Origin of the sequence: Pseudomonas sp. TH15 (assembly GCF_016651105.1) — a bacterium.
Lineage (GTDB): Bacteria > Pseudomonadota > Gammaproteobacteria > Pseudomonadales > Pseudomonadaceae > Aquipseudomonas.
The window spans coordinates 2,418,949-2,435,172 of record NZ_JAEKEL010000001.1; the positions used below are offsets into that span (position 1 = coordinate 2,418,949).

Here is a 16,224-nt window from a genome sequence, read left to right on the forward strand (position 1 = left end):
AGGAAACCCAATGAGCCTACTGACACGCCTCCTGGCGCGCGGCACTGTCGTGCTCGCCAACTCGGCATCCAAGCTGCAATCGCTGCAAATGCGCCTTACCGCCGGCGAAGTGAACGACGACATGGAACACTTCGAACCCTACGGCTTCACCAGTAATCCACTGGCCGGCGCCGAGGGTATCGCCACTTTTTTGGGAGGTGATCGCTCCCACGCCATCGTCCTGGTGGTCGCCGACCGCCGCTATCGCCTCCAGTCCCTGGCCGCCGGCGAAGTGGCGATTTACACCGACGAAGGCGACAGGATTCACTTCAAGCGCGGGCGGATCATCGACATCCAAACCGCCACGCTAAACATTCGCGCCAGCACCGCCGTGAACATCGACACACCGACCCTGACCCAGACCGGCAAGATCGTTTCCCAGGGCGACCAGGTCGCGGGCGGCATCAGCCAGATCAAACACGTGCACGTCGGCGTCCAGGCAGGCAGTGGCCAGACCGGCGTGCCGGCGGGAGGTCAGTAATGTTCATCAGCCAGAACCTCCACGCAGCACTGACCCGATCGGTGCTGATCAGCCTGTTCACCTGGCGCCGTGCCGCCGATGACGATGCCCTCGATGACGAGGAACGTTTCGGCTGGTGGGGCGACACTTTCCCCTCCGTGGCCGACGACCGCATCGGCTCGCGACTGTGGCTGCTGCGCCGGGTCAAGTTGACCCGGCAAACCCAGATGGACGCCGAGTTTTATGCCCGCGAGGCGCTGCAATGGTTGATCGATGACGGCCATTGCAGCGCCATCGACATCATCAGCGAACGCCTCGACGCCCAGCGCCTGAACCTGCGCACGGTCCTGACCCTGGCCGACGGCGAGCGCCTGGACATCAACCCTGATAACAGTTGGCAGGTGATCTATGCCGTTTGAAACCCCTTCGCTGCCGGTGCTGATCAAACGCACCCAAAGCGACCTGGCCAGCGATTCGCTGCGCCAGTCCGATGCGCAAGTGCTGGCCCGAACCCTCGGTGGTGCCGCCTATGGCCTGTATGGCTACCTGGACTGGATCGCCGAGCAGATCCTCCCGGACAAGGCCGACGAATCGACCCTGGAACGGATCGCCGCACTGCGTCTGAACCAGCCGCGCAAAGTCGCCCAAACGGCCAGCGGTAGCGTCAGCTTCACCGCCAGCGCTGGCGCGGTGCTGGACGTCGACACGCTGCTGCAATCGAGCGACGGTCGCACCTACAAAGTCACCGCCGCGCGCACTACCAGCAACGGCCTCAACAGCACCACCATCGCCGCGCTTGACGCCGGCAGCCTGGGCAATGCCGATGCCGGATTGGCTTTGACGCCGGTGCAACCGATTGCCGGCATCGTCGGCAGCAGCTTCATCGTGCTGGCGCCGGGACTCAGCGGCGGCGTGGCGCGCGAAAGTCTCGAGTCGCTGCGCTCGCGGGTGATCCGTTCCTATCGGGTCATCCCCCACGGCGGTTCGGCGCAGGACTATGAAACCTGGGCGCTGGAATGCCCCGGCGTCACTCGTGCGTGGTGCCGTGGCGGCCTGTTGGGGCCGGGTACGGTCAGTGTGTTCATCATGCGTGACGACGATCCGCAACCGGTGCCTAACGACGAGCAACTGGCGCAGGTTCTGGCCTACATCGAGCCGCTGCGCCCGGTCACCGCCGAGGTGCATGTGCAGCGGCCGATTCAGGTGCCGGTGGTCTATAGCCTCAGCGTGAACCCGGACACCACGGCGGTGCGCGCGGCGGTCGAAGCGCAGTTGCGCGATCTGCACAACCGCGAGGCCGATCTCGGCGTACCGCTGCTGATCAGCCATATCCGCGAAGCCATCAGCAGCGCCGGCGGCGAGTACGACCACACGCTCACCTCACCGGCGGCTGACGTGCCTGCCGGCAAGAGCGAACTGCTGACTTTCGGAGGTTGCGTATGGGGGGCATAAGAACCGCCGCGCAATACCAGGCGCAACTGCGCGCCTTGCTTCCCGCGGGTCCCGCTTGGGACCCGGAGCAGGTGCCGGAACTGGAGGAAGTCCTCGAAGGCATTGCCCTGGAACTGGCCCGACTCGACGCCCGCGCCGCCGATCTGCTCAACGAGATGGACCCGGCCGGCGTCAGTGAGTTGGTGCCGGATTGGGAGCGGGTAATGAACTTGCCTGACCCCTGTCTGGGCGCCACGCCGCTGTTCGATGACCGTCGCCTGGCCGTGCGCCGCCGCTTGCTGGCGGTCGGCAGCCAAGCGGTTGGCTACTACCTCGAGATCGCCAGAACCCAGGGCTACCCGAACGCCACCATCACCGAACTCGAAGCCCCGCGCATGGGCCGCTCGCGTTTCGGTGCGGCGCACTGGGGCACCTGGGAAGCGCAGTTCATGTGGACGCTCAACACCGGCGGCCGCTTGCTGCTGGGTCGGCGTTTCGGCGCGAGTTACTGGGGCGAACGCTTCGGCGTCAACCCGGGCTCGGCGCTGGAGTGCCTGATCCACCGCAGCGCCCCGGCGCATACCAAGGTGCACATTAATTATGACTAGGGAGTAGGGGGATGGATTATCCGAAAAGTGTGCCCAGTGCCGGGTTGGTGAATGGGACGTTTGTTGATGAAAACCCGTTGATGGGGACGCCGGGGTCGTTGATTCCGGCGAGGTGGGGCAACAGTGTTACGCAGGAAGTTCTCAACGTGATCAACGCAGGCGGGTTGACTCCGGACGAGAAGAAATACGATCAGTTGTTGCAGGCGATTCAGTCGGTGACTTCCAAGGGCTGGAATCAGGATCTGGCGTTGCCACTGTCGGCATTACCTTTGCCAACCGTTGCCACGACGGATGCCCGCATGCCGATCACACCGGCGGCGGCCTCGACCAGTGGTGGGCGGGTGTCGGTGCCGGCAGGGATTTACCTCAGCATCGGCCAGGAAGTGGTGGCGGGGCAGTTAGGACGCTCGCGTACCTGTGTGACCACGACTTGGAGCAGTGCCGATCTGTTGCCCAGTTCCAGTTACTTTCTGCGGGCGCAATTGATTGACGGTGTGCTGAATTTCTACACCCAGCGCGGGACGATCCATGACGTGACGCCTGATGGCCTGAAAGGCACGGTCAACGGTGCTGCCGGTGGTGGTTTCCAGAGTTCGGTGCTGGACATGTGCTTGGCTTGGGTCGCCACCGGTGCACCGGGTTCAGTGCCGACGGTGCGCCCGATCTACAACCGGGCACGCTTGAGCTGGACGCAGACGGTCAACGGTACGGGGGCGGTATTTCTACCACTGGATCCTCATGCACGTGCTGCGCGATTGGTGGTGGGTAACCCGACGCCGTCCTCGACCGCTGTCACCTCTATGGGATTTCCGGGCGCAGGATGGGCCGGCGGCAACTATTCCTACCTGTCACCGGTTTCGACGGGGAGTGCCAACAATGCTGGCGGCTGGAATCCGGCGACGCTCTATCCGTGCGTACTGTTTACCAACAATGTCCTCAATGACGTCACGGTATCGACCCTGGCCGCCAGTTTTGACCACACGCAGTTGCGTTCGGTCTGGCAAAGCTTCCAGGCAGAGCACACTTTGGGGCAGACCGTTGCCGACAGCGATGAACTGCTGCTGAGCATGGGCATAAAGAGTCATCCGCTGACCGACTACAGCGCCGGTATCCCGATCAACTTTAGTGAAGCCGTGAACGTCCAACTGTCGTGGGAGCTTATTCGATGATCGTTATTCAGGAACTTCATCAGTTCGATGGCGAAATGCGCCTTCCTCAACCGTCTGCCGCCCATGATTGGGATGGTGATAAATGGGTAGTGAACGGCGATAAACAGGCTGCTCAGGATGAGCAGGAAACTGAACGCTTGTGCGCCAAAATCGATACCGCCGCCGACAGCGCCCGCACTGTGCTGGCCGGCGATCCGCTCAAAGCCATGGAATACGCCCAGGCCGCCGCCGACGCTCAGGCCTATCAGGACGCAGGCTACCCGAAGAAGGAAGTGCCGCTGTCGGTCGCTGCCTGGGTCGTCAAAGGTCGCACGGCGAAACAGGCCGCCGAGCAGATTCTCGGCAAAGCCGAACAGCTCACCGACCACTTGCTGACGCTGCGGACTTTGCGCCTGAAGGCTAAAGCACAGATCCGCGCGCAGGCGTCCAAGGGCAAGATCGATCTGGCTCGCATTGTTGCCGATGAGGCCATTGTCGCGATCCGCGAATTGGTCAGCCAACAGGTCAGTTAGGACGTCAATCTGCTTCAGAACAGCCCACTTCACTGTGGGCTTTTTTTAGGAAGAAACCGTGGACGAGGTTGCACTTGCAGCGCTCGGGGCACGGTTCATTTGTTATTTCAGAGGAACAGAAGACCTATGGATTATCCAAAAAGCGTTCCCAGCGTCGGCTTGGTCGATGGTCGCTTCGTCGATGAAAACCCGGTGGCAGGTACGCCGGGGTCGTTGATTCCGGCGGTGTGGGGCAATGCCGTCACAGAGGAAATACTCAATGTGGTTTCCAGCGCAGGACTCGTGCCCACCGAAGGCGACAATCGCCAACTGCTCAAGGCCTTGCAGGCGCTGTTGGCACTGGCCAGTCCGATGGGCTCCTCAGTGATCAATGTATCGACCTCTAAAGGACTGACGGCCAGTGAATTGGGCCTTGTGTTGGTCAATGCCAGCAGTGGTGTGACGACCATCAGTCTGCCGGCCGCCGATGCCGCACTGGGTACTCGCGACGTCATCGTTCGCCGGGTCGACAACGCGGCTACCCGTTTGATGGTCCGCGCCTCCGGCACCGACAAAATCAGATTTCACACGCACCTGGCCGCTGCCGGTTACCCGTTTTTTGTGCTGATGGGCTCGGGTGACTGGTGGCATCTGCGCAGCGATGGCGCAGGCAATTGGTGGCCGGTTGGGCGGTTCGACAGCACGCCGTTGGGACGACCTGTGTTCGAGACCACGACGATCCTCAACCCGGGCGGATACGGCCTGCTGAACAGCAGCGTTTTCAGTCGCAGTGACTGGCCCTGGTTATGGGACCACGCGCAACAATCGGGCGCACTGACGAGCGAGGCGGCACGGGTTGGCGCTGAAGGCGGATGGACCAGTGGCGATGGCTCGCTGACGTTCCGTGGTCCTGAAGGGCGTGGCGAATTCATTCGGATGCTCGATGAGGGGCGAGGGATCGATGGCGGGCGCTCGGTCGGCAGTTGGCAACTGGATATGTTCCGTGCGCATCGACATGAACTCAAAAGTGACATGTTGGGCGTGGCGGCAACTTCACCCAGCACGGCGCCGGATGCGCTGTTCAACCAGGCCAACATCAGTCTCGGCTTCACCGAAAACACCGGAGGCACTGAAACCCGTCCGCGAAACATCGCTTACCCAGGCCGGATAAAACTCATCTGAAGCAGGCTTTTCTGTCTTCTGATCAACACCCCGAAAAGGAAAAAACAATGGCTTACTATTATCTTGTAGATGAAATGACCCAGCAAATCAGCGGCCCCGTGAGCCTGCCGGTTGTTCCGGGTATGGAGGGTTCCATCCCGGGTAATGTGATCGAGTTGCCAGAGCTCTTGCCGCCGGCCGAGGCCAGTTATGTGTGGGCATGGCGCAACGGCGTGACCGTGCAGTTGCTCGATATGCGTAACCAACTGGCTTACCGCAAAGACAATGGCATGCCTCAGTACTGGACCGAGTTGGGTCCATTGCCGGATAACCTGACCTTCAAGCCCCGGCCGAGTCTCTATCACGCCTGGAGGGATGATGATTGGGCGCTGGATCTCGACCTGCAGCGTGAAGGCGAGGCGGCACAGGCTGAGATCGATCGTGATAACCGTTTGCGTACTGTGGTTATCCGTGTCGCGCCACTGCAATACGCCTACGATTTGGGCGAAGCCACCAGCGAGCAATTGACCGCGCTGCAAGCTTGGAAACGCTACGCCCTGAAGTTGACCCAGATTGAGCTTCAACCGGATTACCCACTGAGCATCATCTGGCCGACCGCACCGGCCAAATCAGTTGTTTTGCCAAACGTCTAACTCGCTAGTCAATCAACAGAAACCTTACAGGCGGTCGGGCGCTGCCGGCATTCGGCTGCCTGTAAAAAATGGAAGGTTGTGCCTTGGACTATCCAAAAACCATTCCCGGCGTTGGCCTGGTCAACGGGGGATTTATCGATGAAAACCCTGTGGCCGGAACACCGGGTTCGTTGATCCCCGCTGCTTGGGGCAACAGCGTCACGCAAGAAATTCTCAACGCAATCAAGGCTGCCGGATTGGCGCCCGATGAAGCCAAAACCGATCAGTTGGCCACCGCGATAGGCGCGCTGGTCGACTTCACCAAACTGAAAAACACTCCGACCACTTTGGCGGGTTACGGCATTACTGATGCGGTGGGACGGCTGTTAGCCGTCAGGCAGATCGAGACCGTCGGGATCACGGTTTACAAGCCCAACCCCAAGGCCAAACGCATTCGTGTGCGATTGGTGGGGGCGGGTGGATCTGGCGGTGGCTGCGAGCCTGTCGCCGCGAATAACCATCGTATCGGTGGTGGCGGTGGTTCCGGGGCCTATGCAGAAAGCCTGTATTTCGTGACCGCGGAAATGTTGGCAGGCGTGCCTGTTTCGCTGGGCGCCGGCGGCGCGCCGAGCAATGTACTGGGTCAGGCGGGTGGCGGCGCGTCCTTCGGTAGCTATATGAGCGCGGCTGGCGGTGCGGGCGGGCAAATCCTGTCATTCACAGTGACAGCAACGGCAGTGGGATTTGTCATGGGCGGGACCGGTGGACAACTCGTTACGGGCGGTGGTCTTGCCAATGCGCGTGGCACACATGGCGAGTTCGCGATGTACAACGCCAACTGGGGAGTGGTCTCCGGCGCCGGAGCTGCCAGTCCGTTCGACGGCGGTGGCGTACGCGTGGGTGTCAATGGCAATGGCATCGCTGGCGGGCGTGGTTCCGGCGGCAGTGGCTCCTGCTCAACCAATGCTTCCGCCTCAGTGCTCAGCGGCGCTGGTGGCAACGCCTTCTGTGAAATCTGGGAGTACGAATAATGGCTCGATATGCACGGATGGAGAAAGGTGTCGCGGTTGAATTGATCGACACCGGCGACTACACGATCGAGCAACTGTTTGCCCCTTCTTTCGTTGAATCGATGGTTCAAGTGCCGGAGGGCATGACAGTTGAAATCGGCGCGCCGCTGAGTGAGGCCCAGCAGGTACTCGAGCCGCAGCAGGTTCAGCAATCTCAAGTGACAGCTCAGGCAGCCGTTGTTGCGGAGCAAGAGCCTGCGGAATCTGATCGCACGTGGCGAGATACGTCCCTTTTGGCCTCCGAGTGGTGGGTGACGCGTCATCGCGATGAGCAGGAGTTGGGGCGTGGAACCTCACTCAAGGCTGCGCAATTTCTGGAACTGCTCGAGTACCGCCAGGCGCTGCGCGACTGGCCTGAATCAAGCCAGTTTCCGGCGCCGGCTTCCCGACCCTCGACCCCGACATGGATCGCTTTCAGAGCAGGAGAGAAGTAATGGATTATCCAAATAGTATGCCCAGCGCAGGGCTGGTGAACGGCAAGTTTGTTGATGAAGACCCGCTGACGGGCAAACCGGGATCATTGATTCCGGCGAGTTGGGGCAACGGCGTTACTGAGGAAATTCTGGGTGTTGTGCGAGCGGGCGGACTGACGCCAAGTGAAGCGTCCAACACTCAATTGCTTGGCGCACTTCGGAGTACCCAGTTGTTCAAGACTGCTGCGCCATTCGATGTCAGCCGTTCGGCAGCTACTTGCGAGTTCGTACAACGATCGCTGGGTAGCTATGCAGGTTCGCGAGGCATCACTGGCGCCACGCAACTGACGATAGCCGATGTGGGCTTTTCGGTAGGTCTGGGGGCGACTCGTCTTACACCGTGACGTTGCCGGATGTCACCACGGTTCCCAATGGCGCAACATTGGGCTTTCACTGCCGTAGCAATTCCCCTGTCACGATTGCGCACCCTGGCAATCCACGAATAAGCCCGCAGGGCGTTTTGTTGAATTCGATTGTGATGAACGGTGGAGAGAGCGCCACCCTTGTTAAAGAAAGTGGGATCTGGACTGTTCACGGGACGGCCAGTCTGAAATATGCCGCGCTGTTTTCTGGTTTGGCGGGTAATCCCGGATATCAGAAACACGCCAGTGGAAACATTGATCAATGGGGATTCGGTACTACAGATGTCAACGGTGAAATGTGGGTGAATTTCCCGACCTCCTTCCCGAATGCTTTTTTCTCGTGCGTCGCCAACCATGTCGGCGGTGATGGCGCCATGGTGATTGTTGTTGGAGGCACCGCTACCAAACAAGGTGTTCGCTTGAAAGTGCGTGACGCGATGAACAGGGTCGCGGCAGGTTGGACCGTGTTTTACTTCGCCAAGGGCTATTAAATGAATACCTTCAACGTTTTCTTCAGTGCGAGTACCCGAGGAGTGTACGTACCGGGTATCAACTCATCGGACATTCCGGACGACGTCATCGAAATTCCTCAGGCCTATTGGATTTCGTTGCTCCAGCAATTGGCGGTCACCGCGAAAGTAATTGGTGTGCATGTGGAAACCGGTTATCCGATCCTGATTGATCCGCCGCCTCCTTCGGCAGAACAAGCGGCAGATACCGAGCGCAATTGGCGCACCGCACAACTGGCGGACACCGATGGTTTGGTCGCGCGCGACCGTGATGAACTCGAAGACGGCGGCGGTACGACACTCACCACCGCGCAATACGCTGAACTGCAAACTTATCGGCGCGAGTTGCGCGACTGGCCGCAGGGCTCCTTATTTCCATTCAGCGAACATCGACCGGTGGCACCGCGTTGGTTGGCTGCGGCACTTTGATTCAACAGGATTTCATGAGGACGCTGTCGCCGGAAAACTCCGGAAAGAAATGGCTGGCAGGCACCGGCGGCAAGTCATGGTTCAATCCGGGCAATATCCAGGGAGGATCAAGCATTATGCAAATAACTGAAAACAACCTTATCGACATCATGCCCAACGCCCGCTCCCAAGCGGGCGTTTTCATTTCCGCCCTCAATACCGCCATGAACCACCGCAACATCAACACCCCCAAACGCATCGCCGCTTTCCTCGCGCAAGTTGGCCATGAGTCCGGGCAGTTGCAGTACGTGCGAGAACTGGGCAACAACCAATACCTGAGCAAATACGACACCGGCACGCTGGCTCTACGTTTAGGCAACACGCCAGAAGCCGACGGTGACGGCCAGAAATACCGGGGCCGTGGGTTAATCCAGATCACCGGGCGTAACAACTACCAGCAATGCAGCCTCGGCCTGTTCGGCGATGAGCGCCTGCTGTCGCTGCCTGAACTGCTGGAACAACCGCAATGGGCCGCCGAATCGGCAGCGTGGTTCTGGGAACTGAACGGCTTGAACGATCTGGCTGATCGCGACCAGTTCAACAGCATCACGCGCCGGATCAACGGTGGCCTGAACGGGCTCGAGGATCGCCTGCAAATTTGGGCGCGGGCGAGGGCGGTGCTATGCCAGCCTTCGGTCTGATTTCCTGGCGGGTGACTGGCATCGTTGTGTTGGCCGGTTTCTCGGCGGCGCTGGCCTGGCACTTTCAGGACTGGCGCTATGGTCGGCAACTGGCGGAACAGGCCAGGTTGCAGGCCGAGACGCTGAACCAGCTAACCCAGGCGGCCGCCACGCAACAACAGGCCGAGCAGGATAAGCGTCTGGCCTTGGAGCAACGGCTGTCGGCCAGTGAGCAAACCCATTATCGAGCGCTTAGCGATGCCCAACGTGATCAAGGTCGCCTGCGCGATCGTCTTGCCACTTCTGATGTGCGGTTGTCAGTCCTCCTCGATGCCCGTGACGTTGCCTCAGGCAGTGCAGTGCCAGCCGCCTCCGGCGCCAGCGGCGTGGATCATGGCGCCCCGCGAGCCCGACTTGACCCGGCGCATGCTCAACGAATTGTCGCCATCACCGACGCCGGAGATAACGGATTGATTGCGTTGCAGGCTTGTCAGGCCTATATCAGAGCCATCGTTCGCTAACATTTTGATCGGTTCTGCGTCTTGCAAGCGTGGTTTGCTCGTGTACGGTGGTTCCATTCAACTGATCAGGAGTGGACCGTGAAAGAAATCACCCAGCTCGCCGCGGAACTTGGCAGACGCCTGCAGGTTCTCAATGCCCACGTCACCACCGCCGAGTCTTGCACCGGCGGCGGCATCGCCGAGGCGATCACTCGCATCCCCGGGAGTTCGGCGTGGTTCGAGGCCGGTTACGTGACGTACTCCAACCGCCAGAAAACCCTGCAACTGAATGTGCCCGAGGCGTTGTTTACGACGGCGGGGGCGGTCAGTCGCGAGGTGGTCGAGGCCATGGTGCTGGGCGCGCAGGACAAAAGCCATGCGCGATTTGCCGTGGCAGTCAGCGGTATCGCGGGGCCGGACGGCGGTTCTGCGAGCAAACCCGTAGGCACGGTCTGGCTGGCCTGGGGCGTCGGCGAACAGGTGTTCAGCGAGGTCCAGCACTTCCCCGGCAACCGCGACGAGGTCCGCCGACAAACGGTGAAGGCCGCGCTAGAGGGGCTGCTGCGCCATGCCGCTGGAGAAATCTCAAATCAGGGGTAGGCGATCCTGAAACGCTGTGGAATAATACTGGCTACTTATACAGGTGTTGGCCGTCAGGCCTTATTGATTACGTGAGGACTTTAATGGACGACAACAAGAAGAAAGCCTTGGCTGCGGCCCTGGGTCAGATCGAACGTCAATTCGGCAAGGGTGCCGTAATGCGTATGGGCGATCAGGACCGTCAGGCGATCCCGGCTATTTCCACTGGCTCTCTGGGTCTGGACATCGCGCTCGGCATTGGCGGCTTGCCAAAAGGCCGTATCGTTGAAATCTACGGTCCTGAATCCTCCGGTAAAACCACGCTGACATTGTCCGTGATCGCCCAGGCTCAAAAAGCCGGCGCGACCTGCGCATTCGTCGACGCCGAACACGCCCTCGACCCTGAGTACGCCGGCAAGCTGGGCGTCAACGTCGACGACCTGCTGGTTTCCCAGCCGGACACCGGCGAGCAGGCACTGGAAATCACCGACATGCTGGTGCGTTCCAACGCGGTTGACGTGATCATCGTCGACTCCGTAGCCGCTCTGGTGCCAAAGGCCGAGATCGAAGGCGAAATGGGCGACATGCACGTGGGCCTGCAAGCCCGTCTGATGTCCCAGGCGCTGCGTAAGATCACCGGTAACATCAAGAACGCCAACTGCCTGGTTATCTTCATCAACCAGATCCGTATGAAAATCGGCGTGATGTTCGGCAGCCCGGAAACCACCACCGGTGGTAACGCGCTGAAGTTCTACGCTTCGGTTCGTCTGGACATCCGCCGTACTGGTGCGGTGAAAGAAGGTGACGAGGTTGTTGGTAGCGAAACCCGCGTCAAGGTTGTGAAGAACAAGGTGGCTTCGCCGTTCCGTCAGGCCGAGTTCCAGATTCTTTACGGCAAAGGCATCTACCTCAACGGTGAGATGATCGACCTGGGTGTTCTGCACGGTTTCGTCGAGAAATCCGGTGCCTGGTATGCCTATGAAGGCACTAAGATCGGTCAAGGCAAGGCCAACTCGGCCAAGTTCCTGGCAGACAATCCGGAAATCGCCGCGAAGCTCGAGAAGCAATTGCGCGACAAACTGCTGACTCCAGCGCCGGACGTCAAAGCATCGCCAGTCAAAGAGACTGCTGATGACCTGGCTGACGCTGATATCTGATTGATCCGATGACCGCCGTACTCGATACACTCGTCGCGGTGCGGCGAACCGCAATGGACCTGCTCGCACGACGCGAGCACGGTCGAGTCGAGCTGACGCGTAAACTGCGTCAGCGCGGCGCTCTCCCTGAAATGATCGACACAGCACTCGACCGGCTGACGGAAGAAGGGCTGCTGTCCGAATCCCGTTACCTCGAAAGCTTCGTTTCCTACCGTGCCCGTTCCGGTTACGGCCCTTTGCGCATTCGTGAAGAGCTGGGCCAGCGCGGCCTGCAACGTACCGATATCGAGCTTGCCTTGCGCGAAAGCGGTATCAACTGGCACGAACAACTGGAAGACACCTGGCGGCGCAAGTTTGCCGGGCACTTACCGATAGACATGCGCGAGCGTGCCAAGCAAGGGCGCTTCCTGGCTTATCGGGGTTTTTCCATGGAGATGATCAACCGCTTGTTCAGCGGTCGAGGAATGGACGATTAAATAAAAACGGCCCGCTATTTCGATAGCGGGCCGTTTTTTTTGCCTTTTATTTAGGTCACTTTGGACGGTTCCCGAGTGCGCTGCTGCGCCTGGGGTTTGGGCTGCGCCCAGTTTTCCGGCAGGTTGATAAAGTCCACCAACTCCCGCAAGCGCCCATGATCACGGGCGTTGAAGGTGAAGGCCAGTCGCACCAGATGGCTGAACTGCGGCTCATCGTGCTCCTCACCGGCGTAGGTATGCTGATGGAAGTGGTCGCTCAGGCACAGGTCGGCGAATGCCGTCTGCATGTGTTTGAGCGCTCCGTCGCTGAGCTTGTGATTCATGCGAATCACAAATTGATGCTTGAGCCAGCGGCTGGAGTGGAAGTTGCTGTAGAACTGGTTGATCTGCTCCACCGCCTCTTCGGCGCTGTAGACCAGGCTCACCAGCTTCATGTCGGTGGGCAGGATGTAGCGATTCTCCTCCAGTTGATGGTGGATGAAGTCCAGTGCGCCTTGCCAGAACTTGCCACCCGGCGTATCCAGCAACACCACTGGTACTAGTGGGCTTTTGCCGGTCTGGATCAGGGTCAGCACTTCCAGTGCTTCGTCCAGCGTACCGAAACCGCCCGGGCACAGGACCAGCGCGTCGGCTTCCTTGACGAAGAACAGCTTGCGGGTAAAAAAGAAGTGGAAGGACAGCAGGTTGGTGGTGCCCTGGACAGTAGGGTTGGCATGCTGCTCGAAGGGCAGCGTGATGTTGAACCCCAGGCTGTGTTCCAGGCCGGCGCCTTCATGGGCTGCCGCCATGATGCCGCCGCCGGCACCGGTAATGACCATCAGGTCCGAGCGCGCCAACGCGGCGCCGAGCTCTCGGGCCATGCCATACAACGGGTGTTCGATCGGTGTGCGGGCAGAGCCGAACACAGTGACTTTGCGCCGCCCTTTGAACTGTTCCAGCACACGGAAAGCATGCTCCAGTTCGCGCAGGGCTTGCAGGGTGATCTTGGCGTTCCAGCGGTTGTGATCTTCCTGGGCCATGCGCAGCACGGTCAGGATCATGTCGCGGTAAATCGGGATGTTGGGGCTGTTGGGTGAAACCAGGTTGAGTTGCTCTTCGACCTTGCTGGTGAGGTCGTGGCCGCTTTCTTCGAAATGACGGCTGAGGAGGTCATTCGGTTGGTAAGGCATTCAACTTCTCCTTATGCACAGAGCGGATGGCCCTGACGCGCGGCGTCAGTGCCGCGCTGCAAAAACACACACGACCAGCAGTTCCTTTCCTGCTGTTAACCCATGATCGGGAATACTCTGAATTTAGACCCTTGCGCGCAATTGCGCTGACTGGATCATTGCGCCGCAACGTTAAGGCTGTAAACCGCTCATTAATGTTTTATCAATCCCGACACCGCTCGTCCGAACGTGCTCCGGCTAGCAATCCCTCTGATTTACTAAGTTACAGGCGTGACACGACAACTTTGCGTCAATGGCAGTACGCAAGGTTCGCGCAGTTCAGGGATTTGAGTGTGCAGGGAGGCGGGAAATCATGGCCAGAGTGACTCTGGAGATCGATGCGCAACTGTATCGATTGTTGAAATCGTCAGCCGAGGCCAATCATTTGAGTCTTGAGGAGGAGTGCTGCCGGCGTCTGGGCGGCGGCGAGCGCCGTTCGCGGTATTTGCAGGCCTTGCTGGCAGAACTGCGCGCCGAAGATGAACAGCGGCGCGCTAATGCTCGATAGTTACTTCTTCTTCGCAGGTGTGGCTTTCGGGCAATCCGATTCCTGATAGCTGGCGGAGCCGACCGAGCGGTTGGTCTTCACCTCGGTGAAGTCGTAACGCATGACCGCGCCCTTGGCCATCAGTTTGCGGAACGATGGGTTATTGCAGACAGAGGCACCCAGCTGGAAATACACAGCTTTTGGATCGGCACGCATCTGGTCGGCATGGCTGCTTTGCACGCTCAAGTGGTTGATCAGTACATTGCCTTCGACGGTGTAGCCCTGATCAAGAATGTCTTCGTTGATCGCCCGTGGCGTGCCGGCGCTGCTTTGTGCGGCGACGTTTCGCAGCTCTCTGTTGAGATTCTGCTCACTTAAGGAAGCAGCCTGAGCGCTGAAGGACGACGCCAGCAAAATGGCAGCGGTGGGAACGATAAGGCGCAGCATGAAACTCTCCTGGTTCAGTGACTGGTGGTTTCGACCAGCCACATGACTGTGCGTTCAGTGGCGGCGAATTATAGGGGAGCAGGCCCGGACGGTACAGGCTTGCACCGGCCGCTCTGGTAAACTGCCTGCACTTTTCTGTCTTGCCGAGTGCTTTTTGTGTCGATTTTCCTTACCTGTCGGCGTTGCCTGCGATGAATTCCGTCCCTGCTGAGTTTGCGGTAAACGCCGTCGCCCGTTTGCGCGATGAGCGTGAAGAGGCCGGCATCAAGCCGATTCAGGCCCGTGGCTGGCGCGCCACCCGTTGCCGTGCCTGCCGGGTGATCGAGAGCCATTGCCTGTGCGCCTGGCGTCCGCAGGTTGAAACCCGCTCCAGCGTGTGCCTGATCATGACCAACAAGGAAGTGTTCAAACCGAGCAACACCGGCTGGCTGATCGCTGATGTGGTGCGCGACAACCATGCGTTCATCTGGTCGCGTACCGAAGTCGATCAGCAACTGTTGGATCTGCTCGCCGACCCGCAATGGCAGCCTTACCTGGTGTTTCCGGGCGAATATGTCGAGCCTGAGCGGGTAACGAATACGGTCGACACCGATAGCGCCAAGCGGCCGCTGTTTATTCTGCTGGACGCGACGTGGACTGAAGCGCGGAAGATCTTCCGCAAGAGCCCTTACTTTGACCGGTTGCCGATCCTCAGCCTGCTGCCCGAAAAACTCTCCCGCTACCGCTTGCGTCGCTCGACCCGCAGCGAGCATCTGTGCACCGCCGAAGTGGCGGCGCTGTGCCTGGATCTGGCGGGGGATAACGACGCGGCATCGGCACTGGACGCTTACTTCGATGTGTTCAGCCAACATTACCTGGACGCCAAGCGTCAGCTGGATATGAACGTTTCAACCCCGGCCCACGCGGAACTGATGCCCTTCGTTCAAGGCGCGGCGCCGGTGATGTGCTGAGAGTCGCCCATACTGCAAACAGCGGGGCGGGCCACGCAACTTGACCACCCCGGCTTCGCTGGGCATGCTTGGCGCCGATTAGGGCGCGGCCAAGGTTTGATACGCCGTATTCTTTACGTGATAGCCACGTGATTGGCGTTGAACGTGCCCTGTTGGTGCAGCTCCGTGGCTGTACCTCGAGTTGTTTTGGCGAGGCCTGAATGCATCAGGCGTCCCATAAAAAACAGGATCATTTGAAAAATGGCCACATACGAAATCCTGATTGCCGATGACCATCCTCTTTTTCGTAGTGCCCTGCATCAAGCGTTGACCCTGGGCCTGGGCCCGGATGTCCGTCTGGTGGAAGTGGCGAGCATTGCCGAGCTGGAAACCCGCCTGGACGAAAAGGCCGACTGGGACCTGGTGCTACTGGACCTGAACATGCCGGGGGCCTACGGTTTTTCCGGGCTGGTGCTGTTGCGCGGTCAGTACCCGCAGATTCCGGTGGTGATGGTCTCGGCCCAGGAAGAAGCCTCGATCATGGTCAAGTCTCGTGAGTTTGGCGCCAGCGGTTTCATTCCCAAGTCGAGCGACCTGAGCGTTATTCAAAAAGCCGTGCGTGCGGTACTGGATGGCGATGTCTTCTGGCCGCCCCAGGCGTTCGAAGCCGTCATCGTCTCGGCGGAGGCAAAGGCTGCCAGCGAAGGGCTTGCGAGCCTGACGCCCCAACAGTTCCGGGTGTTGACCATGGTCTGTGAAGGCTTGCTGAACAAACAGATTGCCTACGAGCTGAGCGTTTCCGAAGCGACGATCAAGGCTCACGTGACGGCGATTTTCCGCAAGTTGAATGTGCGGACCCGGACCCAGGCAGCGTTACTCTTGCAACAACTTGAGTCAATTTCGAGTCACTAAGGCTTGGCCTATTCACGCTTTTTTGACTTTCGTTAC

At 59.7% G+C, this 16,224-nt stretch carries 21 protein-coding genes and 1 pseudogene; 20 read left to right on the forward strand and 2 right to left on the reverse strand.

All coding sequences use genetic code 11. From position 1 onward, the window contains the following. Positions 1–10: 10 nt before the first annotated feature. The 17 genes and pseudogenes from JFT87_RS10830 to recX all read left to right on the forward strand — a co-directional run bounded on the left by JFT87_RS10830 (position 11) and on the right by recX (position 12,205). Positions 11–520 carry a phage baseplate assembly protein V gene (locus tag JFT87_RS10830; RefSeq protein WP_201201151.1) on the forward strand — a complete coding sequence of 170 codons (510 nt, stop codon included), beginning with the start codon at positions 11–13 and terminating at the stop codon, positions 518–520. Further along, positions 520–918: a phage GP46 family protein gene (locus JFT87_RS10835; protein WP_201201153.1), complete on the forward strand. Its 399-nt coding sequence runs from the start codon at positions 520–522 to the stop codon at positions 916–918. The genes JFT87_RS10830 and JFT87_RS10835 overlap by 1 nt, the downstream gene beginning before the upstream one ends. Next, the gene (locus tag JFT87_RS10840) at positions 908–1,951 is read left to right on the forward strand and encodes a baseplate J/gp47 family protein (RefSeq protein ID WP_201201155.1); all 1,044 of its coding nucleotides are present in this window, start codon (positions 908–910) and stop codon (positions 1,949–1,951) included. Before JFT87_RS10835 ends, JFT87_RS10840 begins: the two co-directional genes overlap by 11 nt. After that, complete coding sequence (locus JFT87_RS10845; protein WP_201201157.1) at positions 1,939–2,538, forward strand: YmfQ family protein; 600 nt, start codon at positions 1,939–1,941, stop codon at positions 2,536–2,538. The genes JFT87_RS10840 and JFT87_RS10845 overlap by 13 nt, the downstream gene beginning before the upstream one ends. A gap of 11 nt (positions 2,539–2,549) precedes the next feature. After that, positions 2,550–3,707 (forward strand): phage tail protein, encoded by a 1,158-nt coding sequence (locus JFT87_RS10850; RefSeq protein WP_201201158.1) that lies wholly within the window; start codon positions 2,550–2,552, stop codon positions 3,705–3,707. Then, the gene (locus JFT87_RS10855; protein WP_201201160.1) at positions 3,704–4,219 is read left to right on the forward strand and encodes a phage tail protein; all 516 of its coding nucleotides are present in this window, start codon (positions 3,704–3,706) and stop codon (positions 4,217–4,219) included. The genes JFT87_RS10850 and JFT87_RS10855 overlap by 4 nt, the downstream gene beginning before the upstream one ends. 126 nt (positions 4,220–4,345) lie before the next feature. Further along, positions 4,346–5,380, forward strand: coding sequence for a phage tail protein (locus JFT87_RS10860; RefSeq protein WP_201201167.1), 1,035 nt, complete (start codon positions 4,346–4,348; stop codon positions 5,378–5,380). 47 nt (positions 5,381–5,427) lie between these two features. Further along, positions 5,428–6,012, forward strand: a complete 585-nt coding sequence (locus tag JFT87_RS10865) for a tail fiber assembly protein (protein ID WP_201201171.1) — start codon at positions 5,428–5,430, stop codon at positions 6,010–6,012. An 83-nt stretch (positions 6,013–6,095) separates the two neighbouring features. Then, a complete protein-coding gene (locus JFT87_RS10870; protein ID WP_201201173.1) occupies positions 6,096–7,022 on the forward strand; it encodes a glycine-rich domain-containing protein in 927 nt (308 codons plus the stop codon). Next, entirely contained in the window at positions 7,022–7,495 is a 474-nt protein-coding gene (locus JFT87_RS10875) for a phage tail assembly chaperone (RefSeq protein WP_201201175.1), read from the forward strand. Before JFT87_RS10870 ends, JFT87_RS10875 begins: the two co-directional genes overlap by 1 nt. Beyond that, positions 7,495–8,387 (forward strand): annotated as a pseudogene (locus JFT87_RS28815) (gp53-like domain-containing protein). Before JFT87_RS10875 ends, JFT87_RS28815 begins: the two are co-directional and overlap by 1 nt. Continuing rightward, positions 8,388–8,834, forward strand: a complete 447-nt coding sequence (locus tag JFT87_RS10885) for a phage tail assembly chaperone (RefSeq protein WP_201201176.1) — start codon at positions 8,388–8,390, stop codon at positions 8,832–8,834. A 116-nt stretch (positions 8,835–8,950) separates the two neighbouring features. Next, positions 8,951–9,514 (forward strand): glycoside hydrolase family 19 protein, encoded by a 564-nt coding sequence (locus JFT87_RS10890; RefSeq protein ID WP_201201177.1) that lies wholly within the window; start codon positions 8,951–8,953, stop codon positions 9,512–9,514. Then, on the forward strand, positions 9,496–10,014 hold the full coding sequence (locus JFT87_RS10895; RefSeq protein WP_201201179.1) for a lysis system i-spanin subunit Rz: 519 nt from the start codon (positions 9,496–9,498) through the stop codon (positions 10,012–10,014). Before JFT87_RS10890 ends, JFT87_RS10895 begins: the two co-directional genes overlap by 19 nt. 78 nt (positions 10,015–10,092) lie before the next feature. Continuing rightward, on the forward strand, positions 10,093–10,593 hold the full coding sequence (locus tag JFT87_RS10900; protein WP_201201181.1) for a CinA family protein: 501 nt from the start codon (positions 10,093–10,095) through the stop codon (positions 10,591–10,593). Positions 10,594–10,676: 83 nt separating this feature from the next. After that, positions 10,677–11,729: a recombinase RecA gene (gene recA, locus JFT87_RS10905; RefSeq protein WP_007907270.1), complete on the forward strand. Its 1,053-nt coding sequence runs from the start codon at positions 10,677–10,679 to the stop codon at positions 11,727–11,729. An 8-nt stretch (positions 11,730–11,737) separates the two neighbouring features. Then, positions 11,738–12,205, forward strand: coding sequence for a recombination regulator RecX (recX, locus tag JFT87_RS10910; RefSeq protein WP_201201183.1), 468 nt, complete (start codon positions 11,738–11,740; stop codon positions 12,203–12,205). A 50-nt stretch (positions 12,206–12,255) separates the two neighbouring features. Here the strand turns inward: recX and JFT87_RS10915 are convergent, their stop codons facing one another. Continuing rightward, positions 12,256–13,374, reverse strand: a complete 1,119-nt coding sequence (locus JFT87_RS10915) for an LOG family protein (protein WP_201201185.1) — start codon at positions 13,372–13,374, stop codon at positions 12,256–12,258. A 352-nt stretch (positions 13,375–13,726) separates the two neighbouring features. On the opposite strand from JFT87_RS10915, the gene JFT87_RS10920 reads away from it, so the two are divergent. Next, positions 13,727–13,921 carry a hypothetical protein gene (locus JFT87_RS10920; protein ID WP_201201187.1) on the forward strand — a complete coding sequence of 65 codons (195 nt, stop codon included), beginning with the start codon at positions 13,727–13,729 and terminating at the stop codon, positions 13,919–13,921. Here JFT87_RS10920 and JFT87_RS10925 read toward each other — a convergent pair whose 3' ends face one another. Then, the gene (locus JFT87_RS10925) at positions 13,922–14,347 is read right to left on the reverse strand and encodes a PA3611 family quorum-sensing-regulated virulence factor (RefSeq protein ID WP_201201189.1); all 426 of its coding nucleotides are present in this window, start codon (positions 14,345–14,347) and stop codon (positions 13,922–13,924) included. Positions 14,348–14,538: 191 nt separating this feature from the next. Between JFT87_RS10925 and JFT87_RS10930 the strand changes: the two genes are divergently transcribed. Continuing rightward, positions 14,539–15,297: a tRNA-uridine aminocarboxypropyltransferase gene (locus JFT87_RS10930; protein ID WP_201201190.1), complete on the forward strand. Its 759-nt coding sequence runs from the start codon at positions 14,539–14,541 to the stop codon at positions 15,295–15,297. 240 nt (positions 15,298–15,537) lie between these two features. Next, positions 15,538–16,188, forward strand: a complete 651-nt coding sequence (erdR, locus tag JFT87_RS10935; protein WP_201201191.1) for a response regulator transcription factor ErdR — start codon at positions 15,538–15,540, stop codon at positions 16,186–16,188. Positions 16,189–16,224 lie beyond the last annotated feature (36 nt).